This window comes from Stenotrophomonas maltophilia, assembly GCF_001676385.1.
In the GTDB taxonomy this organism is placed as follows: Bacteria; Pseudomonadota; Gammaproteobacteria; order Xanthomonadales; family Xanthomonadaceae; genus Stenotrophomonas; species Stenotrophomonas maltophilia_J.
Genome location: NZ_LYVJ01000004.1, coordinates 205,881 through 228,968, shown reverse-complemented (window position 1 = coordinate 228,968; position 23,088 = coordinate 205,881). Strand labels below are relative to the sequence as shown.

Here is a 23,088-nt window from a genome sequence, read left to right as displayed (position 1 = left end):
CCCGTCCGGGCGGCCCGGATGGGGCGCCCGGGCATGCCCGCTCAGTGCCGCTGAAGGTATCGGCGGGGCCGCAGTGGGCTTGATGGGCAATCGCGGAACGTCCGCGGCCACGGCCCGGTGCCAGCAGAACCTGCACGCGCTGGTGCCGGAATGCGGGGCCGCGCCCGGCCATGCCCGGTGAGTGCAGCGGTACCGGCCGCTGGAAACGAAAAAGGCCGCGATGCAGGGCATCGCGGCCTTTCCGGGAGGACGCGGGGGCGCGTCAGCCGATCTTGTTGAACAGCGACATGGACTGCATCTGCGAGAAGATCGTCTGTGCGGCCTGCAGCGCCGTGCTCTGCAGTTGGTACTGGCTCAGTGCGTCCGCGTAGTCCAGGTCGCGCATCTGCGACAGCGTGGTCTTCAGCGTCACACTGTTGGATTCACGCATGTCGGCCGCATTGTCCAGCGCCTTCAACTGCGCCCCGCCCGCTGCACGCGCATCGATCATCCGATCCGACGCGCGGGCCACGTCGCGCAGTGCGCTTTGCAGCTCGTTCTGCTGGGCGGCGATCTTCGCCGGAGTACCGGTGTCGGCGTCAAGCGCGGCGATCAGCTTGTCCATGGTGTCGAAGATGTCGCGGCTGGCCGATGGCTTGACGCTGAAGCTGTCGCCGGCGGCGGGTGTACCGGTGATCTGCAGGCGCACGCCGTCCACCTCCAGGCTGTCTCCGGCCTTGTAGGTACCGGTGCCGGTCACATTGCCGGCGCCGTCCAGCACCTCGTACTGGTCGGCAGCATTGAAGCGGATGCTGAAGGACTGCCCGTTCCAGCTGCTGCTGCCGTCGCGGGTGATGTTGGTCAGCACGCCGTTGCCGGTATTGCCGGCGGCGGCGCTGCCATCGACGAAGCCGTCGCCGGTGGGGATGCGCAGGAAGATTTCGCTGCCGGGCAGGGCATCGTGCACGTAGGTGTCCGGGCCGACTTCGATCTCGCGCTGGGTCTGGTCGCCACGGTACACCACCTTGCCGTTGATCCTGGCGAACGGTGGATCGCCATCGTTGGTGCCACCGAACACATAGCGCCCGGTACCGTCGTCTGCATTGGCCAGCGACAGCAGGCCGTCCCGGATCTGGTTCAACTCGGTGATCAGTGTCTTCCTGTCGGCCGCGCCCAACGCCGGATTGCTGGCCTGGATGGTGAGATCGTTGACCCGCGCCATCAGGTCGTTGACCTGGGCCAGGGTGTTCTCCTGCACGCCCAGGCGGTTCTGCACGTTGCCTGCGTTGAGCTTCATCCGCTCCAGGGCGGCCAGGCTGCGGTCAAGGCCGACGGCGGCGCCTGCCGTGACCGGATCGTCCTTGGCGCTGACGATCTTGCTGCCGGTCGCGATCTGCTGCTCCAGGTGGCTGAGCCTGGCCTGCTTGGCCATCATCAGCGACACCGACTGGTTGAACATCATGCTGGTGGAGATGCGGCTGCTCATCGACGGACGGCTCCCAGGATGGTCTGGAACATGCTGTCGGCGGTGGAGATCAGCTGCGAGGCGGCCTGATAGGCCTGCTGCAGGCGCAGCATGTCGGCGGCTTCCTCGTCCAGGTTCACTCCGGACACCTCGTCGCGTGCTTCCTGAGCCTTGTCATTGATCACCAGCTGCGCCTCCAGCGAGTATTCGGCCGAACGTGCTGCGGCGCCGACCTGGGTGGTCAGGCCGCCCAGTGCACCGTTCAGGGTGACGGTGCCGGCGTTGAAGGCCTTGGCACTCTCTACCTTCGCCAGCCTGGTGGCGTTGCTGTTGTCCGAGGAACCGGCCGGGGTCGGGGTGATGTTGAAGGTGTCGCCAGTCTTCGGCGCACCGTCCAGCACGAAGCTCCAGCCGTTGGCACTGATGGTCTGGCCGGGCGTGTAGGTCTGCGGCGGGCCGCCATCGACGGTGTAGGTGGTGGCCGAGGTGAATACGATCGCTGCCGGATTGCGCAGGTTCGGGTTGGCCGAATCGGTGACGGTGACGCCACTCAGCTTGCCGGTGCCGGTATTGGTGGTGGCCGCCGCGCCCTTGACTGCGGCGGCGGCCGCAATGCGCGAGGGATCGGTGATCGCCATTTCCAGGCTGCCGGCGACGCCCGCCGTCGGCTGCAGCAGGAAGCGGTCGTCAGCCGCCGGCGTGCCACCGACCACCAACGAAACACCATTGATCACCAGTGGGTCGGCGGCGGTGCCGGTGCCGGTCAGCGGAAGGCTGGCGCCGGTGTCGGCGCGGCTGGCCTTCCAGTTGCTGCCATCGAACTGCAGCACCACGTTCTGCCCGTCCAGCTTGCCCAGGTCGCCATAGGTGGCGCTCAGCGTCGCGTTGCCGGTGTTGCTGTTGTTGGCGGTGACGCGCGGGTTGCCGATGTTGAAGAAGTCGCCGCCCAGTTGGCCGTAGAGATCCACGCCCTGGTGGTGCACCTGGTTGAAGCTCTCGGCCAGGCCCACCGCCAGCTTGCCCAGCTCGGCCTGGGCCGGGGTCAGCACGGTGTCGCGGAACTCCAGCAGGCCACCGATCTGGCCGCCGACCGCCTTCGGGTCGAGGCGGATGGTGTTGCCCTGGGTTTCCAGCGCCAACTGCAGGCGCTCGGGCTGGTACGGATCGGCCACGGTGGTAACCCTGGTCGCCGTGGTCCCCACCACCAGTGCATTGCCGCCGGCGGTGTAGACATTCATGATGCCGCCGTCCTGGATCACAGCGGTCCCACCGGTGTAGCCGATCAGCTGGGTGATCAGCTGGTCGCGGCGATCGAGCAGGTCGGGCGCGGCGGTAGCGAGATTGGTGCCGATGGCGCCGTTGATCTGCGCGATTTCCTGCGCTAGGCGGTTGACCTCGGTGGCGCCGGCCAACAGTCCGTTGTTGACCTCGCTGTTGAGGTTGTTGAGGTGCGTGTTGAGCTGCCCGAAGCGATTGGCCAGCGTCCTGCCTGCGTCGAGCATGTTCTGGCGGTCGGCCGTGCCGGCGGCGTTGGAGGACAGCCCACTGACCGAATCGAAGAAGTTGGACCAGACGCCGGAGACGTTGGTGGCCGCATCGGAGAACAGTGCGTTGACCCGGTCGGCCATGCCTGAAAGCTGCTTCAGGCGGGCCAGTTCACCGCTGCTGTCGAGCAGGCGCGAGATCGCCAGCTGGTCGGCGGTACGGCGGATGTCGGCGATGCGGGTGCCGTTGCCGACCGTCCCGTAACCATAGTTCTGCGGGTCGGCGGTGGCGAAGTCGACCTTCTGCCGGCTGTAGCCGGGCGTATTGAGGTTGGCCACATTGTGGCTGGTGGTCGCCAACGCACGCTGGAAAGCGAGCAGGGCACCGGTGCCGGTGGAAAGTACGCTGGACATTGAGTTCCTCAACGACGGGTGAGACCCAGCCCCGCCGTGGCGGTGCTGGCGAAGGTCTGGCCAAGGCGCGAGCCGGCGTCGGCGACCGCGGCCACGGCGCGCGCGATGGTCGGGCCACCGGCGATCGCAGCGATCTTGGCGGCGTAGCGCGGGTCGGTGGCATAGCCGGCGCGCTGCAGGCCGCGGGCGAAGCCCTGCACATCGGTTCCGGCCTGCAGGGCCTGCTGGTAGCGCGGACTGCTCTTCAGCAGGCGCACGTAATCGGCGAAGCTTTCGGCCGGGGAGCTGTAGGCGCGGAAGCTGGCCGTCTCGTTGCGGCGCACGCCATCGACGTACTCATGGGTGCCGGCCACGGCACGCTTCCCGTTCCAGCCGGTGGCCTTGATGCCGAACAGGTTGTGCGAGGTGCTGCCGTCGGCATGCGTGATATGGCGCTTGCCCCAGCCGGTCTCCAGCGCCGCCTGGGCGACCAGGGCCCGGGCGTCCACGCCCAGCTCCCTGGCGGCGCTCTGAGCGTGCTGCCAGATGCTGGCCACGAAACCCTCCGGGGTGTGCGCGCCGAGGCGAGCGACGGCGGTGCGGGTGGCCGCCGCATCGCCCGGGCTGATCGCCGTGCCGCGATTGCTGGCGGTGGCCGCCCACTGATCGTTGCTGGCCGCCCAGTCCTCGCCCTGCAGGCTGTCGATATACGGATCGTCGGTACCCAGCGCGTGGTGCATGCGGCTGCTCTCGCGCCCGGCGATCAGGTCCAGCGCCTGCTCCATCGGTGCCAGCGCCGCCTGCGCGCCCTGCCGGGCGCCGGCCGCCATCTGCTGCAGCACGCGCATGGCCTGGCTGCTGTCTTCCAGCGGCAGCGACGGCGCCGGCCTGGCAGGTGCATTGAGTTCGTAGGCGCGGCTGGCCCTGGCCGGGTTGACGCGGGTATCCAGCGCCGGTCCCTCGGCGGCCTGCCCGGACAGCTGGCGCGCGATCAGGCCCGACAGGCCCAACCCCTTGCCGCGGGTCATCGCTTCGGCAATCTTCTGGTCGTACATGTCGCGGAACATCGTGTTTTCGCCGGGGAACAGCGCGTCACCGAAACTGGCGTCGCGCATGCTCTTGACCAGCATCTGCGCGAACTGGCCTTCCAGCTGGCGAGCGACCTTGTCGATCCTGGCCGGGTCGTTCTGCTGTGCTGGATGCAGATCGATTGCAGGCGTGATGCGCATGTCAGATCACCTCGAGCTCGGCGCTCAATGCGCCGGCCTGCTTCAGCGCTTCCAGGATCGCGATCAGATCGCCCGGGGCCGCACCCACGGCGTTCACCGCATGCACGATCTCGTCCAGGGTGGTGCCGCCGTTGAACTTGAACATGCGGCTGCCATCGTTGGTGGCGGTGATGGTCGACTGCGGGCTGGCCACCGTGCGGCCACCGGACAATGCATTGGGCTGGCTGACGTTGGTGCTTTCCTGGATGGTCACCGTCAGCGAGCCATGCGAAATCGCCGCGGGCCCGACCCGCACCTGCTGGCCGATCACCACGGTGCCGGTGCGCGAATTGACTACCACCTTGGCCGGGGCGCTGCCCGGGGTCAGTTCCAGGTTCTCGATGCGTGCCAGCAGGCCGATGCGTGCGCCCGGGTCGGCCGGCGCGGTGACCGCCACGGTGACACCGTCGACTGCGCGTGCCGCGCCTTCGCCGAAGGCATTGTTGAGTGCAGCGACCATGCGCGAGACGGTGGTGAAATCGTTGTTGTGCAGGTTCAGGGTGATTTCGCCGCCGTTGGCCAGCGGGTCGGGCAGGGCACGTTCAACGGTGGCGCCGTTGGGAATGCGGCCGACGCTGGGCACGTTGACCGACACCCGGGAACCGTCCTTGCCCTGCGCGCCGAAGCCGCCGACGATCAGGTTGCCCTGGGCGATGGCGTAGATCTGGCCATCGGCACCGCGCAGCGGTGCCATCAGCAGCGAGCCACCCCGCAGCGACACCGCGTTGCCGATCGAAGACACGGTGATGTCGATCGGCTGGCCGGGCTTGGCGAACGGCGGCAGTTCGGCGTGGATTGCCACGGCCGCCACATTCTTCAGCTGCGGATTGACGTTGGGCGGCACGTTGACCCCCAGTTCGCCGAGCAGGTTCTTCAGGCTCTGCACGGTGAACGGTGCCTGGCTGGTGCGGTCACCGCTGCCGTCCAGGCCGACCACCAGGCCGTAGCCGACCAGGGCGTTGCCGCGCACACCGCCGACCTGGGCCAGGTCCTTGATGCGCTCGGCGCTGGCCGGGCTCGCGGCGATGAGGAGGATCACGCAGCAAAGCGGTGCCACGCACCGCTGCACGAAATGTCGGAATGGGATGTTCATGGCCATGCTCAGAACGGGGTCAGGCCGGAGTTGAAGAATCGGCTCAGCCAGCCCATTGCGTTGGACTGCGCAACCGGGCCACGGCCGCCGTAGACGATGCGCGCTTCGGCCACGCGGCTGGACGGGATGGTGTTGTCCGGGCTGATGTCGCCCGGGCGCACGATGCCCTGCACCTGCACAAGTTCATCGCCCTGGTTGAGGCGCAGGTTCTTCTGTCCCTGCACGACCAGGTTGCCGTTGGGCAGGCGCTGGATCACCGTCACCGTGACGTTGCCCTGCAGGCGGTTGCTCTGCGCACTGTTGCCCTTGCCGGTGAAATCGCGGGACCCCTTCGCGCTGGCGCTGAGAATGTCCTTGCCACCCAGCGTGACCGCCGCGCCGAAGATCGACGGGGTGCCCAGGCTCAGGTTTGATTCCTTCTCCGTCGCCGTATTGGCACTGGTCTGCGCGGTGGTGTTTTCCAGCAGGGTGATGGTCAGCAGGTCACCGACATCGCGCGCTCGGCGATCGGAGTACAGCTGCAGGCTTGGCCCGGCGGCGTAGATCGCGCCAGCGGTCGGGGCGGCCTGCGGCGGCATGATCGGCTGGATCGGCGCCATCGCGGGGTAAGGTCGCACGTCGCCGGCGATCACGCAGCCGCCGAGCAGGGCGGCCACGGTGCAGGCAAGAGCAGTGCGGGCGAAGTTGGAATGGGGCGACATGGCGGATTCCCGGTTGGGCCGGTCAGATCTTGTTGTTGAGGTAACCGAGCATCGAGTCGGTGGTGGAGATCGCCTTGGCGTTCATTTCGTAGGCGCGCTGGGTCTCGATCATCGACACCAGCTCTTCGACCACATTGACGTTGCTGCCTTCCAGCGCGCCCTGGACCACGGTGCCCAGGCCGTTGAGGCCGGGGTTGCCGTTCTGCGCCGGGCCGGAGGCGGTGGTCTCCAGGAACAGGTTCTCGCCGCGGGCCTGCAGGCCCGCCGGGTTGACGAAGTCGGTCAGGGTCAGCGCGCCCACTTCCACCGAGGCGGCGTTGTCAGCCAACTTCACGCTGATGGTGCCGTCGCTGCCGATGGTCACCGACTGCGCGCCCTCGGGAATCTGGATGCCCGGCTGCACCGGGTAGCCACTGTTGGTAACCAGTTCACCGTCCTGGTTGATCTTGAACGAGCCATCGCGGGTGTAGGCCGAGCTGCCGTCCGGCATCTGCACTTCGAAGAAGCCGCGGCCGTTGACCATCACGTCGAGCGCGCGGCCGGTCTGTTGCTGGCTGCCCTGTTCGAAGTTCTTGGCAGTGGCCACCACGCGTACGCCGGTGCCCAGCTGCAGGCCGGTGGGCAACTGCGTCTGCGCCGAGGAGGCGCCACCCGGTTGCCGCACCTGCTGGTACAGCAGGTCCTCGAAGCTGGCACGGTCCTGCTTGAAGCCGGTGGTGTTGGTGTTGGCGAGGTTGTTGGAAACCACCGACATGCGCATCTGCTGCGCATCCAGTCCGGTTTTCGCGATCCACAATGCCTGGTTCATCTTCGCTGTCCTGTCTGGTCAAGCCGGCCGCGACGCGGCCCCTGTAAATGGAGGTGCAAGGGGTGTGCCAGCGCCAGCCCCACGGTGGCGCCAGGATTCCGTCAGCTGCCCAGGCGCAGCAGGCTGTTGGCGCTGCGCGCGTTGTCGTCGCCGTGCTTGATCACCTGCACCTGCATTTCGTACTGGCGCTGCAGCTGGATCATCTGTACCAGCGCACCGGCGGCATCGACGTTGCTGCCTTCCAGCTGGCCGCTGTGCACCGCAGTGCCCTGCGCCGGTGCGAACGGCTGCTGCGGATCGGTGTTGCGGAACAGGCCATCCAGCCCGCGCTCGAGGCGCTCGTCGGGGGCCTCCACCACTTTGATGCGGCCGATCTGCGCCATCGTCTGCGGGCCTTCCCCCTGCGGGATGATCGAGATCGTGCCGTCCGCGCCGATCTCCATTGCCTGGTAGGGCGGGATCGCGATGGGGTTGTTGTTGTCGTCCAGCACCGCACGGCCACTGGACGTCACCAACTGGCCGTTCGGAGTGACAGACAGCGCCGCGCCACGCGTGTACGCCTCGCTGCCATCGCTGGACTGCACGGCCAGCCAGGTGCCGTCCTGCAGGGCCAGGTCCAGCGGCTTGCCGGTGATGTGCTGCGCCCCGGGCCGGCGGTTGAAGCCGGCGTCGACGTGCAGCGCATCCACCCGCGAAGCAAAGCCCGGGCCCCGGATCGGGAAGGCTTCGGTGTTGGCCAGCGCTTCCTTGAAGCCGGGGGTGTCAGAGTTGGCGAGGTTGTGGCTCAGCGTACCCTGCGCCTGCAGGGAGGCGCGGGCACCGGTCATCGCCACGTAGAGGGCTTTATCCATGCGGGGAGTTCCGTGACAGGGTCAGCCGGTCATCAACGGATGTTGATGACGGTCTGGGTGATCTGGTCCTGGGTGGTGATCATCTGCGCGTTGGCCTGGAAGTTGCGCTGCGCGGTGATCATGTTGACCAGCTGCTCGGTGAGGTCGACGGTGGACGCTTCCAGCGAACCAGCCTGGATCTTGCCCAGGTTCGAGGTGTCCGGCATGCCGGTGCGCGGCGTGCCGGACTCGAAGGTCTCCACCCACAGATTGTTGCCCTTCGCTTCCAGGCCCTGCATGTTGTTGAAGGTGGTCAGGGCCACCTGGCCCAGCGGCTTGTCGTCGCCGTTGGAATATCGCGCATAGACCACCCCGGTTTCCGATACGGTGATCTCGTTGAGCTTGCCCGCGGCATAGCCGTCCTGCTGGGTGTTGCGCAGCGCGAATTTCTCGCCGTACTGGGTCGAGCCACCGACGTCCAGCGTCATGTTGAGCTGGCCTGCACCGGTGGTCGGGGTGAACGTGCCCAGGCTGATCTTGCCATCGGCCGGGCTGGTCAGCTTGCCGCCGTTGTCGAACGCGAGGGTCGTCGCCGCGCCGGCTGGCTGGCCGTCGACATAGTTGTGGACCGTCCATTCGTTGGGATTGGCCCCCTTCACGAAGTACGACACCTGGATGTGGCTCACGCCCAGCGAGTCGTACACGGTGATGCCACCGCTGGAGTGGTTGTAGCTGTTGGAGTCGGTCGGGTCGAACGTGGCTACCGTCGGCTGCTTGGCGTTCGCAGGCAGGGTGAAGCCGACCTTCACTTCACTGGTCTGCTTCGGCGGGCTGTCGGTGGTCAGCAACTGCAGGTCGACCAGGCGCCCGGCATCGAAGTTGGTGCCATCTGCATTCGGGGCGAACACCTGCAGGCGCGCGCCCTGCGGGTTGACCACGTAGCCGGCGGCATCGGTCTGGAAGTTGCCGGCGCGCGAGTACACGCGCGAACCGTTCATGTTCATGGTGAAGAAGCCTTCACCGGAAATGGCCATGTCCAGGCTGCGGCCGGTCTGCTCGTTGTGGCCCTGGATGAACTGCTGGGCGACGTTGGAGACACGCACGCCCGAGCCGGTCTGGTTCTTCGACAGGCCGTAGCTGGTCGATGCGAACAGATCGGCGAACTCGGCGCGCGACTGCTTGAAGCCGGTGGTGTTGACGTTGGCGACGTTGTTGGCGGTGACGCTCAGGTCGGTATTGGCGGCATTGATGCCGGACAGCGAGACATTGAAGCCCATGGGATGCTCCTGGTTGATGCGGATGTGCGGCTCAGCTGACGCGGAGCACGTAGTCGATCGGGGCCGTGCCCAGGCCCTTGAGGTTCAGGTACAGGCCGTCGGAACCGACGGTCACGCTCTCCACCGGGGCCTGTACGTAGGTGGACAGCTTGGTGCTTTTGCCAGCGGTGTCGACGTGGTTGGCGACGACCGAGTACTTGCCCGGCTCCACGCGCTTGCCGTTGGCGTCCTTGCCATCCCACTGGAACGCCGTTTCACCGGCGGCCTTGGCTTCCACGCTCAGCGAGGTGACCTTGGCGCCGTTGGCGTCGGTGATGTCCACGGTGATGATGCCGGCCGACGGTGCAGCTACCGTGCCTTCGACACTGCCTTCCTTCTCCAGCACCAGCTTCTCCGATGGCACCAGCACCTGGTGGCCGACCAGCGCCGCGCCCCGCAGCACCTGGTCGCTGGTCATCGATTCCTGGAAGCCCTTCACCGTCGTGTTCAGATCGGTGATGCCCTGCACGGTGGACATCTGCGCCATCTGCGCGACCATCTGCGTGTTGTCCATCGGCTTCAGCGGATCCTGGTGCTGCAGCTGCTCGGTCATCAGGCGCAGGAAATCGGCCTGGTCCAGCGTGTTCTTCTTTTTCGTGGCGTTGCTGTTGGGGGCGTTCAGGCCGAGCGCGGCGTAGACGTCCTGGTTGGTCTGGTTGTTGACGGCAGTGGTCATGACGGTGTCCGGTACGGCAGGCCTCAGCGGCCCATGGTCAAGGTGGCCAGCGCCAGTTCCTTGGCGGTGGTCAACATCTCCACGCCCGCCTGGTAGTTGCGCGAGGTCGAGATCAGGTTGACCATCTGCGCGACCGGGTCGACGTCAGGCTGGTAGATGTAGCCATCGGCATCGGCCAGCGGATGGCCCGGCTCGTAGCGCTTGATCGGCGCCGCCTCGCTCTGGGTGATCTCCTTGACCTTCACCGAGGTGATGTTCGGATCTTCCTTGCTGGTGACTGCCTGGAAGATCGGCTCCAGTGGCTTGTATACGGCGTCGGCGGAACCGGCGACGGTGTCGGCGTTGGAAAGATTGGAGGCGATGGTGCTCATGCGCACCGACTGCGCCTGCAGTGCGGAGCCGGCAATGTCGAAGATCGGCAGGTTGCTCATGGCTTATTGCCCCGTGATCGCGGTCAGCATGGAACGCACCTTGCTCTCCACGAAGCTGAGCGAGGCGCGGTACTCAAGCGCGGCACGGCCATAGGCGGCGCGCTCGGCATCGGGATCGACGGTGTTGCCGTCCAGGCTGGGTTGCACGCCTTCACGCGCGACCTGGAAGGGGTTCAGGCCACTACTGATCTCGTAGTGCTGCTCATGGGTGGTGGCCATCAGGCCATTGGCGTCCTGCCCCTGGGCATGGCGCAGGGCGGCATCGAAGTCCAGGTCCTGGGCCTTGTAGCCGGGCGTGTCGGCATTGCCGAGGTTGCTGGCGATCAGCTTCATCCGCTGTTCGCGCAACGGCATGGCCTGGGCGTGGACGCCCAGGTAGTCGGTAATCAGGTTGCGCACGGTGCACTCCCACGGGAACGTTGCCCGGGAAGCTGCAAGGCGTGTGCCAAAGTGCGCGCGATCCTGCAGAGCCGAGCCATGCTCGGCTGCCTTTCGTTCAGGCGCCGCACAAGCCGGGCATGGGCTCGGCTCTACAGGAGAGGGCCTCAGGCCGCCAACGCGACCTTGCGCAGGCGCTCCAGCACGAAATCGGCCAGCTCGTGCGGCGAGTACTTGGCGACGAAGGCGTTGGCGCCGACGCGCTCGACCATGGCGTTGTTGAAGACGCCCGACAGCGAGGTGTGCAGCAGCACGTACAGGCCGGCCAGGCCCGGGTGGCGCCGGATTTCCGTCGTCAGCGTGTAGCCGTCCATCGCCGGCATTTCGATGTCCGAGATCACCATTGCGTAGCGTTCGGCCGGGTTCTCGCCCGAGGCGTGGATCTGCAGCAGGTGGTCCAGTGCCTGCTTGCCGTCGGAGAGCAGGGTGGCGCCCACGCCCAGCTGGTCCAGCACGCTGCGGATCTGCTGGCGGGCCACGCGCGAGTCGTCCACCACCAGCACCTGCAGTTGCGGGCCATCGGCCGGCATCGCCATGGCCGGGTCGAGCACCGCCTCGCCGCGCACCTGGGCGATGTCGGCCAGCACGCTTTCCACGTCAATCACCTGGATCAGCTCGCCCTGGAAGCGGGTGACCGCAGTCAGGTAGCTGGACTCGGCGCCCAGTTCCGGCGGCGGGTGGATGTCCTCCACCGCGATGTTGACGATACGCTCCACGCCGCTGACCAGGAAGCCCTGGATCGATCGGTTGAACTCGGTCACCACCAGGTAGCCAGGCGCGGTGTCCGCATCGGGTTCACGCTCGGGGTGGCCGATGGCCAGGCCCAGGTCCAGTACCGGTACCGAACGGCCGCGGACATCGGCCACGCCAGCGAACTGGCTCGGCAGGCCGGGCACCTGGAACAGCTCCGGGCGGCGCAGGACTTCCTGCACCTTGAAGACGTTGACGCCAAAAAGCTGGCGTCCACCGAGACGGAACAGCAGCAGCGCCAGGCGATTGTGGCCGGCCAGTCGGGTCCGCTGGTCGATCCGGTTGAGCAGGTCATGGGACATGGCTGCTGTATCGGCGTCGCAGCGGCGGAACTTGAGGGTGCTCTATCGCCCGCGTGGTCCGCACTGCTTAGTAGCGTCGGGCCATGCTCGGCCGCTCTGCTCCCAACACGCAGGTCGAGCATGGCTCGACGCTGCAGGGGCCAGCCCGGCCTCTGGCACAGCGCTTGCAAGCACGAGGGCCAGGTCTTCATCGATAGGGAGGCGCCATGCGCCGGGTCACATATCTGTTCGCCATCGCGCTCGCCATGGCCGCGCCGTGGGCGACTGCTGCCGACTGGCAGCCGGTCGCCAGCATCCGCGCGGCGGCATTGTCCACGCTGCCACCCGGCAGCGAGGGCGAGGCCCAGGTGGCCGATGCGCTGCGCCTGCCGAAATGTGGCGGTGCGTTGCAGGTGCAACCCACCGCCAACACCACGGTGGAGGTCAGCTGTCCCGATGCGGGGGGCTGGCGGCTTTTCGTGCCTGTGAAGGTGCGGCGCAACCAGACCGTGCTGGTGCTCAACCGCGGAATCGGTGCTGGAGAAACCCTCGCCGCCGCCGATATCACCACTGCCCAGCGCGATGCTGCCCGGATTGCCGGTGCGGTGCTGTCTGATCCCAATGCAGCGATCGGCCGCATTGCCCGGCGTCCATTGCAGGCCGGTGCGCTGCTGTCGAACAACGACCTGGTCGCACAGCGTCTCATCAAGAGGGGAGACAGTGTGGCCCTGGTCTCGCGCCGCGGCGCGGTCGAGGTGAGAATTGCGGGCCGCGCGATGGGCGACGCCGGTGAGAATGAACGGGTCTCGGTAGAGAACCTGTCGTCGCGCCGGGTCGTGCAGGGCACGGTCGATGCCGCCGGTGACGTAATCGTGGCGCGTTGAGTTACCGAAAATATCCCTAAAGATCACGGTCATGTGGCCGTTATCCCTTCAGTACGGCAACCCCAGGACACCCCATGAGCCAGAAAATCGACGGCAATCTGCAGGCCCCACAGGCACTGCGCAGCGTGACGAGCCCGGCCAGCAAGCCCGGCGTCAGCAGCGATGTGCCGGCGCGCCCGGTCGAGGCGGCCGACAGCCTGCGCCTGACCGGTGAGGCCACCCATCTGCAGGCCATCGAGCGCGAACTGGCCACCGCCCCGGCGATCGACAACCGGCGCGTGGCTGCCGTGCGCGAATCACTGCAGAACGGCACTTACAGGATCAATCCGGACGCGATCGCATCGCGCATGCTTGAACTGGATCAGCAGCTGCACGGATGACTGCGGCGATGAGCGAGCCGCTGCAGCGCCTGGCCCAGGCCTTGGAGGTTGAACGCCAGGCACTGGTCGAGCACGACGTGCACGCGCTGATCCGGGCGACCGGCGCCAAGCTGGAAGCGCTGCGGGCGCTGGAAGGCGCGCCGCCGGTAGGGCAGGGCGAGGAGCTGCAGGTGCTGGCCGAGCGCAACCGCGCCAATGGCGTGCTGCTGTCGCGGCGGCGCCGGGAGGTCAACTGGGCACTCCGCCAGTTGGGCCGCAGCGAAGACGCGTCTGCTTACGACGCCAGGGGGCAGGCTCACACCGTCACCGCGCGGCGACCGCTCGCCGTGGCCTGACTCCTGCGGCCCGCTGTCTGCTGCGGGCTGAACCTGGCTGCACGACGGCGTATATTGGGCGCCTGTTCCAACGTCCCGAGTTGCCGTGTCCGCTGCCAACGCCCTGGTTACCGCTCCCCTCCCGCCGCAACCGGTGCTGCAGGCGCTGTTCGAGCGCCTGCGCGAGGGACTGCTGCTGTTCACCGACGATGGCCGGGTGGCCCTGGCCAACCCAGCGGCACAGAGCCTGCTCGCGAACGGGCAGGAGGGAGGGCCGCCGCCGCCGCAGCGCCTGCGCGAACTGCTGCCTCCCGATGCCCTGGAACACGCCCGCCAGCATGGTCACTGGAATGGCAGCCTGCCCCTCGGCGAGGGAGTGGTCATCGCCCATCTGTACCACCATGGCCTGGCCGGCCAGGGGCATTTCCTGGCCCTGTTCCGCCACATCGAAGGTCAGGAAGACTATGAGCGTGAGCTGCAGCAGCGCCACGCCGAACTGCGCCAGGCCTACCTGCGCCTGAACGGCACCCAGGAAAAGCTGCTGCAGTCGGAAAAGATGGCCTCCATCGGCCAGCTCGCCGCCGGTGTTGCGCATGAGATCAACAACCCGATCGGTTACGTGCACTCCAACCTGGGCAGCCTGCAGGAGTACCTGCGCAGCCTGTTCACCGTCATCGAGGCCTACGAACGCGCCCTGCGCGCGCCGGACCCGAAGGCCCTGATTCCGGAAATCGACGATATCCGTGACCGCCTGGACATCGACTTCATCAGCCGCGACCTGCCGCAGCTGATGGCCGAATCACGCGAAGGGATCGAGCGCGTGACGCGCATCGTGCGCGACCTGAAGGACTTCTCCTATTCCGGCCGTGACGAGTCGTGGAAGCTGGTCGATCTGCACGCCGGGCTGGAGTCGACCATCAACATCATCTGGAACGAGCTCAAGTACAAGGTCACCCTGGTGCGCGAGTTCGGCCAGCTGCCGCTGGTGGAATGCCTGCCGTCGGAACTGAACCAGGTCTACATGAACCTGCTGCTCAATGCTGGCCACGCCATTGCCGAGCGCGGCACCATCACCGTGCGTACCGGCGTGGACGGCGACCACGTCTGGGTCGAGTTTGAAGACAGCGGCGGCGGCATTTCTCCGGAACTCCGCCAGCGCATCTTCGACCCCTTTTTCACCACCAAGCCGGTGGGCAGTGGCACCGGCCTGGGCCTGTCGATCTCCTACAGCATCATCAACAAGCACCACGGCCGCATCGATCTCGACAGCACGCCGGGCGTGGGCTCGCGCTTCCGCGTGGTGCTGCCGGTGAAGCAGCCGCGCTGACTGCGGCTCTGCAGAGTCGAGCCATGCTCGACTCTACAGGTGGGTCACCGTAATGGCCGGTCCTCGCCGCCATCCCCGCTTTCCACCGGCGTTGGCCCGGCGTTGCTGCGGCGCTGCTCCTCGTAGGTGCGGAAGGCCTGGTGGATGTGCTTGCGCAGCTCGTCGTCGTTCCATGGCTTGGTCAGGAAGCGGTAGATCGCGCCGCGGTTGATCGCGTCGGTCACCGTGTTCAGATCGGTATAGCCGGACAGCACCAGGCGGATCGTGTCCGGGTACAGCATCTTCACCCGGCCCAGGAATTCGGTTCCGCTCATGTCGCTCATGCGCTGATCGGACAGGATCACCTGCACGTCGTTGATCGCCAGCAGGTCGAACGCATCGCGCACGTTGCCCGCGGCCAGGATGCGGTAGCCATCGCGGCGGAACAGGCGCACCAGCGAGCGCAGCACGTTCTCTTCGTCGTCCAGCAGCAACAGCGTGCGGTCCGGGCGCGTCTCGGCGAAGGCCTCCGGGCGCAGGTAGCGGCGGCGCAGGGTCATGCCGGCAGCATCGGCCGACATCGGCTCGCCGAACAGGTAGCCCTGGAACACGTCGCAGTCGTTGCGGCGCAGGAAGCCAAGCTGCGCCTGCGACTCCACGCCGTTGGCGATCACCGTCATGCCCAGCTGGTGGCCCATGGCGATGATCGCGCGGGCAATGGCCGCCTCGCGGTTGCCGGCCGGCGCGCTCTTGATGAAGCTGCGGTCGATCTTCAGCTTGTCCACCGGGTAGCGCACCAGCGCGCTGAGGCTGGAATCACCGGTTCCGAAATTGTCCAGGCTCAGGCTGATGCCTTCATTGCGCAGGTTGGCCAGCGTCTCGTGCACGAAATTGACGTTGTTGGTCAGCGCACTTTCGTTGATCTCCAGGGTGAGCATGTGCGCCGGCACACCGGCCGTCTGCATCAGTGACATCACCTCGGCGAAGAAGTTCGGCCGCAACAGCTGCAGGGTCGAGACGTTCACGGCGATGGTAAAGTCATCAAAGCCCTGGTCGCGCCACAGGCGGGCCTGCTTCAGCGCCCCTTCCAGAACCCAGGTGCCGATCTGCACGATGATGCCGAGTCGTTCGGCGGTGCGCATGAAGCGTTCCGGTACCAGCATGCCCAGGGTCGGCGACTGCCAGCGCAGCAGCGCTTCCATGCCGACCACATGCCCGTCGCGGGCGCTGACCAGGGGTTGGTAGCGCAGCTTCAGCTCGCCATTGGGAATGGCGTCGACGATCTGGCGGGCGATGATGCTTTCGCTGTGGGCACTCGGCGGGGTATCAACCGCATGGATGCGCACGGCATTGCCACCTTCGCGGGCTGCCTGGTACAGCGCGTCCTCGGCATGGTCAAGCAGGCGCGAGGCATTGCTGGCATGTTCCGGGCACAGGCTCACGCCCAGTTTCCCGGTCATGAACAGCGTGTACGGCAGCACCGACAGCGGCAGCTCCATCTGCTGCCGGATCTCCTCGGCGAAGTCCTCCGGCAGCGGCACGTCGGTGGTGCGCGGCACCGCGATCAGGAACTCGTCGCTGCCGTGCCGCCACAGCTTGCCGCGCCCGCGCAGGTAGGACTGCAGGCGCTGCGCCACCAGCACCAGCGCCTGGTCGCCGACGTCAGCGCTCATGTTCTCGTTCACCGAAGCAAAGTGGTCGATGTCCACATGCATCAGCATCAGCGCAGTGCCGCCCGAGGCCGCTTCAGCGACCATCGCCTGCAGCTCGGGATTGCCCGCGCCGAGGCGGTCGGGAGCGTCGTCGATGCTGACCGGGGGCAGGTTGGGATTCCACATAGGCTCAGTATTCCGGTGACTCGACGGCGGCCACGCTGGCCGCCTGGTAGGGAAGATGGACGTCGATCAGCGTGCCCTCGCCGTGCGCGGATTCAATCCGTACGTGGCCCCCAACGCTCTGTGCGCGTTCGCGCATCACGATCAGGCCGAGGCCACGTGGACCCTCGGGGTCGAAGCCCTCGCCGTCGTCACGGATCTGCAGGTGCAGCCCGTGCTCGCCGGCATCCTGCAGCAGCAGCTCCACCTGGCTGGCACGGGCATGGCGCAGCACGTTGGTCAGGCTTTCCTGCGCAATGCGGAAACAGGCCTGTTCGATGCTGGTGTCCGGACGGTGTGGCAACGGCTCGATTCCCGCCAGCAGCTGCACGGGCGAGGAGCGGAACAGCACGCGCGCCTGCCAGCTCAGGGCAGCCTCCAGGCCCAGTGCGTCCAGCTGCGGCGGGCGCAGCAGGGTCGAGATGTCGCGCAGCTTGGCCACGGTCGTGTCGGCCAGACTGACGATCTGGGCCAGGTCCTCGCCACGGCGCTGCGGGTCATCCTCGTCCTGCGCTGCACAGGCGGACAGCTTGATCGCCGTAATCGCCTGGCCGATGTCGTCGTGCAGGTCGCGCGAGATCGCCCGGCGCTCGTCCTCCTGAAGCGAGAACAGGCGGCCCGCCATCGCCTGCAGTTCGCGGTTGCTCGTTTCCAGGGCGCTGCGGGTCCGCTCGGCATCGCTGAGGTCGCGCACGATCAGCAGGGTGCAGTCGCGGCCACCATAGCGGACTCCGCCCGCCGACAGCCCTGCATGGAAGCGACGGCCATCGGCGCGCTGCATCGCGACCACGCGGCTGTGGCCGGGCCCCAGCAGCGGCTGCCCGGCGTTCAGCTGGTTGCGCACCCGCGCCAGATCTTCCGGCGCGACCAGCGCCGACAGCGGCTCGCCGAGCAGCGCATGGCCGCCATAGCCGAACAGGCTGGCGGCCCAGGCATTGGCGTACAGCACGTGTTCGTCGGAAAGGATCACGACGCCATCGGGCAGCACCCGCACCAGTTCGCGGAACTGCTCCTCGCGTTCGCGCAGCAGGCGTCGCGACTGCTCGCGTTCGGTCACATCCTGCAGGGTTCCCAGCACGCGGCTGCGGCCGGCCTCGTCGAGACCGCTGGTGGCGCGCAGATGGACCATCAGCGCCCGGCCATCCATCGACAGCAGTGGCAGCAGGACGTCCACCTGCACCGGCTCGCCACAGCACAGCTCGGCCAGCAGCTGTTCGGTCTGGCCTGCGGTGGCGGGGTCGGCCGGCACCAGCAGCTCGTCGAAGCGGTGCCAGCGTCGTGCTTCGGGCGGCCGGCGGCCGAGCAAGTGGTAGACCTGCTTGGAATAGCGGCCCAGGCCGGTCGACGGATCCAGCTCCCACGCACCGATGCGGGCCAGCTCATGGGCTTCCTCGACCCGCGCCAGCGCCTGGTCGCGTCGCTGCTGGGCCAGGTCCTCGGCCGTGCGGTCGATTGCGATCAACAAGCGGGCGTTGTGGCCGTCGTAGCTGATCGCGTTGGAACGCAGCTCCATGTGCCGCAGGCTGCCATCGCGCAGCTGCAGCTGGGCACGCAGGATGCACAGCTGCTCCGGTGCTTCCCGGATCGCCTCCAGCTTGGTCTGCAGGGCCTGATCCTGGCCGGGCGGCCACAGCACGTTGATGGTCTGTTCCAGCAGCGCCTCGCGATCCCAGCCGAACGCACTGCAGGCGGCGGGGTTCGCGTCAAGGATGGCCAGGGTGTCCAGGTCGTAGACCAGCACCGGGCCCGGGTTGCCTTCGAACATCTGCCGCAGGCGAAGTTCCGAGGCCTGCTGGCGCGCGTGCGTATGCAGCGCGTGCTCGGCCAACGGGCGCAGCAGGAAATACAGCAGGCCAGCACTGGCCACGGCGAAGAACGAGCCCTTCAGGCCCTGCCACAGCGCAGCCTGCTGTGGATCGGGCACCAGGGCCCGCACCGCGCTGTCGGTGGAGATGATCCAGGCCAGCGCCATCGCCAGGTAAGCCAGCACCACCCGCCGCCGGTCGCGGCTGAGCGCCTGGGCCATCCGCGGGTCGGGAACAGGGGCGTTGCCGGTCGGTTCTGCAGGCATGGACAGGGAGCGGGAAAGGGGCGCCGGCCATCTTACCGCGCGGGTGTGCCCTGGCCACTCAATTATCCGTCACCGGCGCCGCTAACCACTGCGTGCCCCGCTGACGGGCGAGTCATCCGGAGCAAGATCGCGTGGACCAAGGGATCATCGCCAGCCTGCTGCAGCACCCGCTCGCGTCGGCGCTGGTCATCGTCGACCGCATGGGCAGGCCACTGGCGGCCAATCCGGCTGCGCGCGAACACGGCCTGCCCGCGACGGTCGCCGCGTACGCGCCGATGCTGGAAGACCTGCGCCTGCTTGCGGCCGATGGCGGCCTGGTCGCCTGCACGTTGCCTGGCGGTCCGCGCGGCCACTACGACGGCCACCTGCGCGCGGTGCACGATGGCGACGGCAACCTGCTGGCCTTCACCTTGAGTGTCCCCGAACCGGTGCCGGTCGAAGGGGGAGGGCGCTGGGAACTGGCCCTCGACAGTGCAGGCCACAGCCTGTGGGACTGGGACATTCCCCGCGACCACGTGACGCGGACGCCAGCTCTGGCCGATGATGGCGCTGCCGGGATGCTGGCACGGGTGCACAGCGAAGACGTCGCGCGGGTGCGCGACGCGCTTGATCAGCACCTGCGCGGGTCTAGCGAGCAGTACAGCGCGCAGTTCCGCTTCCGCCAGGCCGATGGCCAGTGGCGCTGGGTGCTGGGGCGCGGCCGCGTGGTCGCACGCACCGCTGACGGCCAGCCACTGCGCATGGTCGGCACGCATACCGACATGGAACAGCAGAAGCAGCTGGAAGCCCTGCTGCAGGAGCAGCAGCTGCATCTTATCGAGGCGCAGCGCATCGCCAGCATGGGGAGCTGGTCGTTCGACCCGGACAGCGGCCACTTCTGGTGGTCGCCGGAGCTGCGTTCGCTGCTTGCGCTGGAGCAGGGGGCCGTGCCCGGCCAGCGACGCTGGCTGAAGCAGCTGCACCCGCGATCGCGCGGCGCACTGCGCGCGGCGTGGCGGCGACTGTGGCGTGATGGCCGCGCCGCCGACCTCGAGCTGGAACTGACCCGTGGCACCGAGCCCTCGCAGCATCTGCGGCTGTGGATGCAACCGTTGCTGGACAGGGCCGGGCAGCCGAAACGACTGCTGGGCCAGGTGCAGAACATCACCGAGCAGCACCAGACCGACGCGCTGATCCGCTGGCGGACCGAACTGCTCAACCGGGTCTCCGCGCTGGGCCGGATTGGTGGCTGCGAGATCGAAGTGCAGACCCGCCACATGCAGTGGACCGAGGAGTGCTACCGCATCCACGGCCTGCGCAAGGAGCCGATTACCCTTGACCAGGCGCTGGCGCTGTATACCGAGGACTCGCGCAACGCCTTCGAGGCGGCGCTGGGCCGGATTGCCGGCGGCGGGCTGCCCGAGCAGCTGGACCTGTGCTTCTACCGCCAGTCCGGCCTGCGCGTGTGGGTGCAGGTGCTGATCGAGCTGGATCGCCGCGATGGGCTGCCGCCACGCTTCGTGGTGCTGTTCCGTGACATCACCCGCGAGCGCGAAGCCAACGAGCGCATCGAGCTGCTGGCCCACTACGATCTGCTGACCGGCCTGCCCAACCGCGTGCTGCTGGGCGAGCAGACCGCAGAGGCCATCGAGGAAGCGCGCGATCGCGGTACCTCGCTGGCGATGCTGTTCATCGACCTGGACGGGTTCAAGACCATCAACGACAGCTTCGGCCACGCCACCGGCGACGCCCTGCTGAAAGCCGCCGCTACGCGCCTGCACCAGAACCTGCGCAACAACGACCTGTTCGGCCGCTTCAGTGGCGATGAATTCATCGTGGTGCTGCGCGACCTGGCGGAACCGGAAGATGCCGGCCATGTGGCACGCAAGCTGATCGCCTCGCTGGCCGAACCGCTGCGCCGTGGCGACACCACGCTGAAGGTTGGCGCCAGCGTCGGCATCGCGATGCTGGGCGACGCGCAGGCCGATTTTGATTCCCTGCTGCGTGCCGCAGATGCAGCGATGTACGCGGCCAAGGAGGCTGGGCGCAACACCTACCAGTACTACAGCCAGGATGCGCTGGCGCGCATCCAGCGCCGGCTGGAGGTCGAGCACGCGCTGCACGGCGCGATTGAACGCGACGAGTTCAGCCTCGCCTACCAGCCGCTGCTGCATGCACACCATGGCGAGCCGCCGGCCATCGAGGCGCTGCTGCGCTGGCATCGGCCTGGCGTCGGCTACTGCAGTCCGGCCGAGTTCATCCCCATTGCCGAGAAATGCGGCGAAATCGTGCGGATCGGTGATTGGGTGCTGGGTGAGGCCTGCCGCCAGGCCGCTGCCTGGGACCGTGCTGGCCTGCGCTTCAACCGCATTGCGGTGAATGTATCGGCCGTGCAGCTGCGGGACCGCGGCTTCGCCGAGCGCGTGATCGAAATCTGCCATGCCCATGGCTGGCCGCCACAGCGGCTGGAGCTTGAGCTGACCGAATCGGCGCTGATCCGTGACACCGATGTGCTTCGCCACTGCTTCGACGTGCTGGAGCGGCATGGCGTGCCACTGGCAGTGGACGACTTCGGTACCGGCTTCTCCAATCTCCACTACCTCAACCGCTTCCCGGTTGGCCGCCTGAAGATCGACCGCAGCTTCGTGCAGGGCATGCTGCATGATTCGGGTACGGCCGAAGTGACCCAGGCCATCGTGCACCTGGGCCACGCGTTGGGCATGAAGGTGGTGGCCGAAGGTGTGGAAACGCACCAGGAAGAGGACATGCTGCGCCGCCAGGGCTGCGACGAGATCCAGGGCTACCTGTACTCGCGCCCGCTCAGCCCGCGCGACCTGGCCCAATGGCTCCGCCAGCAGCACCCGGTACCGATGCGCACCGACGCCAGCGGCGAAGCGGTGCTGGTCCGCTGAGAACCTGCTCTGGCAGATGCCGGCCCGGTGTGGCCTGACTCTGGTGCGCCCAGCTCTGGTGGGTGCCGACCGTTGGTCGGCACGGATGCCCTGGCGCTCGCGATCATCCACGCACGGCGTGGATCTACGTTGGAAACTCCGCCTTCAACTGCATGCGCAGCGCCTCGACGATGGCGGCATAGCGCCGCTTCTGGATCAGATAGCTGGCCAGGAACAGCGGCAGCACCAGCAGCATCGGCGCCGCCATCGGGCGCACCGCCACCAGCGGCAACAGCAGCAGCGACAGGACCACCACGAACCAGCTGCACATCCCGATCACCCGCACCTCATGCCGCCGGGTGTTGGGCACGATGCGGCCGCGCATTACCGGGAAGTAGCGCAGGCCGAAGCTTGGCGCGAAGCTCTCGCGGAACGCCATGCTGCCGTCGGGTAGCGCATGGAAGGCCAGCCGCAGCCACTTGTCCTGCGGCAGGTCGCGTTCCAGGCTGCCCAGCGAGAGCCGGGCCTGGAGAGCCGGCGATGCCGCGATGCGCTCATTGAACAGGATGATGCCCCAGCGGAAATAGCCGGCCACCCAGGTCATCAACAGGGCGGTCTCGATCAGCAGCACTGCAATCAGGGTGATGGCCATCGGTCTTCCATGAGTGGGACCAGGGCATTCTGCCACATGGGTTCTGGCAGCCAGCCTGCCGACTCAGGCGTGCAGGGTCTACCGGTCCATCAACGCGACGAGGGCGATGGCGTAGCTGCAGATGAAGAGTCCCGACAAGTACTCCATCGCAATGCACAACCAGAAGAGCATCGGTTCGGTATCCCGCCACGCATCCAGCGTGCCGTAGTGGCGATGGCTGAGGTGGGCGTGCCCGGTGCTGATGGCGGTCGCTGCCATCCAGCTGCAAGCAAGAGCCACCAGCAGGAAGAACAGGCCGCCGAACAGGAACGTGACAGGCCTGTGCCGGGCCGGCCGCAACGTGGAGTAGGCGCAGCGCCAGCCATACGACACGGCAATGAGCAGCATGGCGGCAAACCCGGTCCAGGTCATGGATACAACGCTCATGCAACGACACTCCGTGTCCAGCCGTAGGTAGCATGCGCGAATCATGCCATGAGGCTGGAACGGAGGGCAGTCAAACCGTTCCACGCATGGAGCAGATCTACTTCAGGGCTTCACCATCCAACCCCAGGTCCCACGCCAGTCCCAGCAGCTCCTCGCCCGCATGCGACGGGGCAGGGCGCGCATCGGCCAGTTGCTGAAGATCGCGCAGTTCCCCGCGGGCGACGTCTTCCAGCTGCTGCAGCTGCTCCCGCACGCTCGCGTTGCGCGGACGCCCGGTGTCGCTGAGGGAGGGCAGGGCGCGGATCAGGGTCATGGTTCGCGGCGCAGGGGCATCCAACGGCGGGTCGCTGGCAAGGGCCCCGGACAAACCGGGGCCCTGCGGGCTGCCGGCGACGGCA

22 protein-coding genes are annotated in these 23,088 nt (G+C 67.3%); 5 read left to right on the top strand and 17 right to left on the bottom strand.

The window, feature by feature from the left end; translation table 11 throughout:
- Nucleotides 1-262: 262 nt before the first annotated feature.
- The 12 genes from flgL to A9K58_RS06825 form a co-directional block, all read right to left on the bottom strand.
- Nucleotides 263-1,465: a flagellar hook-associated protein FlgL gene (gene flgL / locus A9K58_RS06880; RefSeq protein WP_065198645.1), complete on the bottom strand. Its 1,203-nt coding sequence runs from the start codon at nucleotides 1,463-1,465 to the stop codon at nucleotides 263-265.
- Complete coding sequence (gene flgK, locus A9K58_RS06875) at nucleotides 1,462-3,342, bottom strand: flagellar hook-associated protein FlgK (protein ID WP_065198644.1); 1,881 nt, start codon at nucleotides 3,340-3,342, stop codon at nucleotides 1,462-1,464. The genes flgL and flgK overlap by 4 nt, the downstream gene beginning before the upstream one ends.
- A gap of 8 nt (nucleotides 3,343-3,350) precedes the next feature.
- Complete coding sequence (gene flgJ, locus A9K58_RS06870; RefSeq protein WP_065198643.1) at nucleotides 3,351-4,550, bottom strand: flagellar assembly peptidoglycan hydrolase FlgJ; 1,200 nt, start codon at nucleotides 4,548-4,550, stop codon at nucleotides 3,351-3,353.
- A 1-nt stretch (nucleotide 4,551) separates the two neighbouring features.
- Nucleotides 4,552-5,688 carry a flagellar basal body P-ring protein FlgI gene (locus A9K58_RS06865; RefSeq protein WP_407070823.1) on the bottom strand — a complete coding sequence of 379 codons (1,137 nt, stop codon included), beginning with the start codon at nucleotides 5,686-5,688 and terminating at the stop codon, nucleotides 4,552-4,554.
- 2 nt (nucleotides 5,689-5,690) lie between these two features.
- The gene (gene flgH / locus A9K58_RS06860) at nucleotides 5,691-6,383 is read right to left on the bottom strand and encodes a flagellar basal body L-ring protein FlgH (RefSeq protein ID WP_065198642.1); all 693 of its coding nucleotides are present in this window, start codon (nucleotides 6,381-6,383) and stop codon (nucleotides 5,691-5,693) included.
- Between the two features lie 22 nt (nucleotides 6,384-6,405).
- Nucleotides 6,406-7,191, bottom strand: a complete 786-nt coding sequence (flgG, locus tag A9K58_RS06855) for a flagellar basal-body rod protein FlgG (RefSeq protein ID WP_065198641.1) — start codon at nucleotides 7,189-7,191, stop codon at nucleotides 6,406-6,408.
- 101 nt (nucleotides 7,192-7,292) lie between these two features.
- Nucleotides 7,293-8,042, bottom strand: coding sequence for a flagellar basal body rod protein FlgF (locus A9K58_RS06850; protein ID WP_065198640.1), 750 nt, complete (start codon nucleotides 8,040-8,042; stop codon nucleotides 7,293-7,295).
- Nucleotides 8,043-8,074: 32 nt separating this feature from the next.
- A complete protein-coding gene (gene flgE / locus A9K58_RS06845; protein WP_065198639.1) occupies nucleotides 8,075-9,298 on the bottom strand; it encodes a flagellar hook protein FlgE in 1,224 nt (407 codons plus the stop codon).
- Between the two features lie 31 nt (nucleotides 9,299-9,329).
- A complete protein-coding gene (locus tag A9K58_RS06840) occupies nucleotides 9,330-10,013 on the bottom strand; it encodes a flagellar hook assembly protein FlgD (RefSeq protein ID WP_065198638.1) in 684 nt (227 codons plus the stop codon).
- A gap of 23 nt (nucleotides 10,014-10,036) precedes the next feature.
- Entirely contained in the window at nucleotides 10,037-10,444 is a 408-nt protein-coding gene (gene flgC, locus A9K58_RS06835) for a flagellar basal body rod protein FlgC (RefSeq protein WP_065198637.1), read from the bottom strand.
- Between the two features lie 3 nt (nucleotides 10,445-10,447).
- Nucleotides 10,448-10,843, bottom strand: coding sequence for a flagellar basal body rod protein FlgB (flgB, locus tag A9K58_RS06830; RefSeq protein WP_065198636.1), 396 nt, complete (start codon nucleotides 10,841-10,843; stop codon nucleotides 10,448-10,450).
- Nucleotides 10,844-10,989: 146 nt separating this feature from the next.
- On the bottom strand, nucleotides 10,990-11,934 hold the full coding sequence (locus tag A9K58_RS06825; protein ID WP_065198635.1) for a chemotaxis protein: 945 nt from the start codon (nucleotides 11,932-11,934) through the stop codon (nucleotides 10,990-10,992).
- A gap of 206 nt (nucleotides 11,935-12,140) precedes the next feature.
- Between A9K58_RS06825 and flgA the strand changes: the two genes are divergently transcribed.
- The 4 genes from flgA (at nucleotide 12,141) to A9K58_RS06805 (ending at nucleotide 14,818) form a co-directional block, all read left to right on the top strand.
- On the top strand, nucleotides 12,141-12,797 hold the full coding sequence (flgA, locus tag A9K58_RS06820) for a flagellar basal body P-ring formation chaperone FlgA (RefSeq protein WP_065198634.1): 657 nt from the start codon (nucleotides 12,141-12,143) through the stop codon (nucleotides 12,795-12,797).
- Between the two features lie 74 nt (nucleotides 12,798-12,871).
- Complete coding sequence (gene flgM, locus A9K58_RS06815) at nucleotides 12,872-13,177, top strand: flagellar biosynthesis anti-sigma factor FlgM (protein WP_065198633.1); 306 nt, start codon at nucleotides 12,872-12,874, stop codon at nucleotides 13,175-13,177.
- On the top strand, nucleotides 13,174-13,512 hold the full coding sequence (locus tag A9K58_RS06810) for a flagella protein (RefSeq protein WP_065198632.1): 339 nt from the start codon (nucleotides 13,174-13,176) through the stop codon (nucleotides 13,510-13,512). The genes flgM and A9K58_RS06810 overlap by 4 nt, the downstream gene beginning before the upstream one ends.
- An 85-nt stretch (nucleotides 13,513-13,597) precedes the next feature.
- A complete protein-coding gene (locus A9K58_RS06805) occupies nucleotides 13,598-14,818 on the top strand; it encodes an ATP-binding protein (protein ID WP_065198631.1) in 1,221 nt (406 codons plus the stop codon).
- A gap of 44 nt (nucleotides 14,819-14,862) precedes the next feature.
- Here A9K58_RS06805 and A9K58_RS06800 read toward each other — a convergent pair whose 3' ends face one another.
- Nucleotides 14,863-16,635, bottom strand: coding sequence for an EAL domain-containing protein (locus A9K58_RS06800; RefSeq protein WP_065198630.1), 1,773 nt, complete (start codon nucleotides 16,633-16,635; stop codon nucleotides 14,863-14,865).
- Nucleotides 16,636-16,639: 4 nt separating this feature from the next.
- On the bottom strand, nucleotides 16,640-18,742 hold the full coding sequence (locus A9K58_RS06795; protein WP_065198629.1) for a sensor histidine kinase: 2,103 nt from the start codon (nucleotides 18,740-18,742) through the stop codon (nucleotides 16,640-16,642).
- A 131-nt stretch (nucleotides 18,743-18,873) separates the two neighbouring features.
- Between A9K58_RS06795 and A9K58_RS06790 the strand changes: the two genes are divergently transcribed.
- Nucleotides 18,874-21,633 carry a bifunctional diguanylate cyclase/phosphodiesterase gene (locus tag A9K58_RS06790; protein ID WP_065198628.1) on the top strand — a complete coding sequence of 920 codons (2,760 nt, stop codon included), beginning with the start codon at nucleotides 18,874-18,876 and terminating at the stop codon, nucleotides 21,631-21,633.
- A gap of 124 nt (nucleotides 21,634-21,757) precedes the next feature.
- Here A9K58_RS06790 and A9K58_RS06785 read toward each other — a convergent pair whose 3' ends face one another.
- The 3 genes from A9K58_RS06785 to A9K58_RS06775 all read right to left on the bottom strand — a co-directional run bounded on the left by A9K58_RS06785 (nucleotide 21,758) and on the right by A9K58_RS06775 (nucleotide 23,003).
- Nucleotides 21,758-22,264, bottom strand: coding sequence for a hypothetical protein (locus tag A9K58_RS06785; protein WP_065198627.1), 507 nt, complete (start codon nucleotides 22,262-22,264; stop codon nucleotides 21,758-21,760).
- Nucleotides 22,265-22,342: 78 nt separating this feature from the next.
- Nucleotides 22,343-22,675 (bottom strand): hypothetical protein, encoded by a 333-nt coding sequence (locus A9K58_RS06780; RefSeq protein WP_065198626.1) that lies wholly within the window; start codon nucleotides 22,673-22,675, stop codon nucleotides 22,343-22,345.
- 112 nt (nucleotides 22,676-22,787) lie between these two features.
- Nucleotides 22,788-23,003: a hypothetical protein gene (locus tag A9K58_RS06775; RefSeq protein ID WP_065198750.1), complete on the bottom strand. Its 216-nt coding sequence runs from the start codon at nucleotides 23,001-23,003 to the stop codon at nucleotides 22,788-22,790.
- Between the last annotated feature and the right edge of the window lie 85 nt (nucleotides 23,004-23,088).

Excerpts from the sequence above, each read along its gene's own strand:
- flgL (WP_065198645.1), bottom strand. The coding sequence starts at position 1,465 with ATGAGCAGCCGCATCTCCACCAGCATGATGTTCAACCAGTCGGTGTCG.
- flgK (WP_065198644.1), bottom strand. The coding sequence starts at position 3,342 with ATGTCCAGCGTACTTTCCACCGGCACCGGTGCCCTGCTCGCTTTCCAG.
- flgJ (WP_065198643.1), bottom strand. The coding sequence starts at position 4,550 with ATGCGCATCACGCCTGCAATCGATCTGCATCCAGCACAGCAGAACGAC.
- A9K58_RS06865 (WP_407070823.1), bottom strand. The coding sequence starts at position 5,688 with ATGGCCATGAACATCCCATTCCGACATTTCGTGCAGCGGTGCGTGGCA.
- flgH (WP_065198642.1), bottom strand. The coding sequence starts at position 6,383 with ATGTCGCCCCATTCCAACTTCGCCCGCACTGCTCTTGCCTGCACCGTG.
- flgG (WP_065198641.1), bottom strand. The coding sequence starts at position 7,191 with ATGAACCAGGCATTGTGGATCGCGAAAACCGGACTGGATGCGCAGCAG.
- A9K58_RS06850 (WP_065198640.1), bottom strand. The coding sequence starts at position 8,042 with ATGGATAAAGCCCTCTACGTGGCGATGACCGGTGCCCGCGCCTCCCTG.
- flgE (WP_065198639.1), bottom strand. The coding sequence starts at position 9,298 with ATGGGCTTCAATGTCTCGCTGTCCGGCATCAATGCCGCCAATACCGAC.
- A9K58_RS06840 (WP_065198638.1), bottom strand. The coding sequence starts at position 10,013 with ATGACCACTGCCGTCAACAACCAGACCAACCAGGACGTCTACGCCGCG.
- flgC (WP_065198637.1), bottom strand. The coding sequence starts at position 10,444 with ATGAGCAACCTGCCGATCTTCGACATTGCCGGCTCCGCACTGCAGGCG.
- A9K58_RS06825 (WP_065198635.1), bottom strand. The coding sequence starts at position 11,934 with ATGTCCCATGACCTGCTCAACCGGATCGACCAGCGGACCCGACTGGCC.
- flgA (WP_065198634.1), top strand. The coding sequence starts at position 12,141 with ATGCGCCGGGTCACATATCTGTTCGCCATCGCGCTCGCCATGGCCGCG.
- flgM (WP_065198633.1), top strand. The coding sequence starts at position 12,872 with ATGAGCCAGAAAATCGACGGCAATCTGCAGGCCCCACAGGCACTGCGC.
- A9K58_RS06810 (WP_065198632.1), top strand. The coding sequence starts at position 13,174 with ATGACTGCGGCGATGAGCGAGCCGCTGCAGCGCCTGGCCCAGGCCTTG.
- A9K58_RS06800 (WP_065198630.1), bottom strand. The coding sequence starts at position 16,635 with ATGTGGAATCCCAACCTGCCCCCGGTCAGCATCGACGACGCTCCCGAC.
- A9K58_RS06795 (WP_065198629.1), bottom strand. The coding sequence starts at position 18,742 with ATGCCTGCAGAACCGACCGGCAACGCCCCTGTTCCCGACCCGCGGATG.
- A9K58_RS06785 (WP_065198627.1), bottom strand. The coding sequence starts at position 22,264 with ATGGCCATCACCCTGATTGCAGTGCTGCTGATCGAGACCGCCCTGTTG.
- A9K58_RS06780 (WP_065198626.1), bottom strand. The coding sequence starts at position 22,675 with ATGACCTGGACCGGGTTTGCCGCCATGCTGCTCATTGCCGTGTCGTAT.
- A9K58_RS06775 (WP_065198750.1), bottom strand. The coding sequence starts at position 23,003 with ATGACCCTGATCCGCGCCCTGCCCTCCCTCAGCGACACCGGGCGTCCG.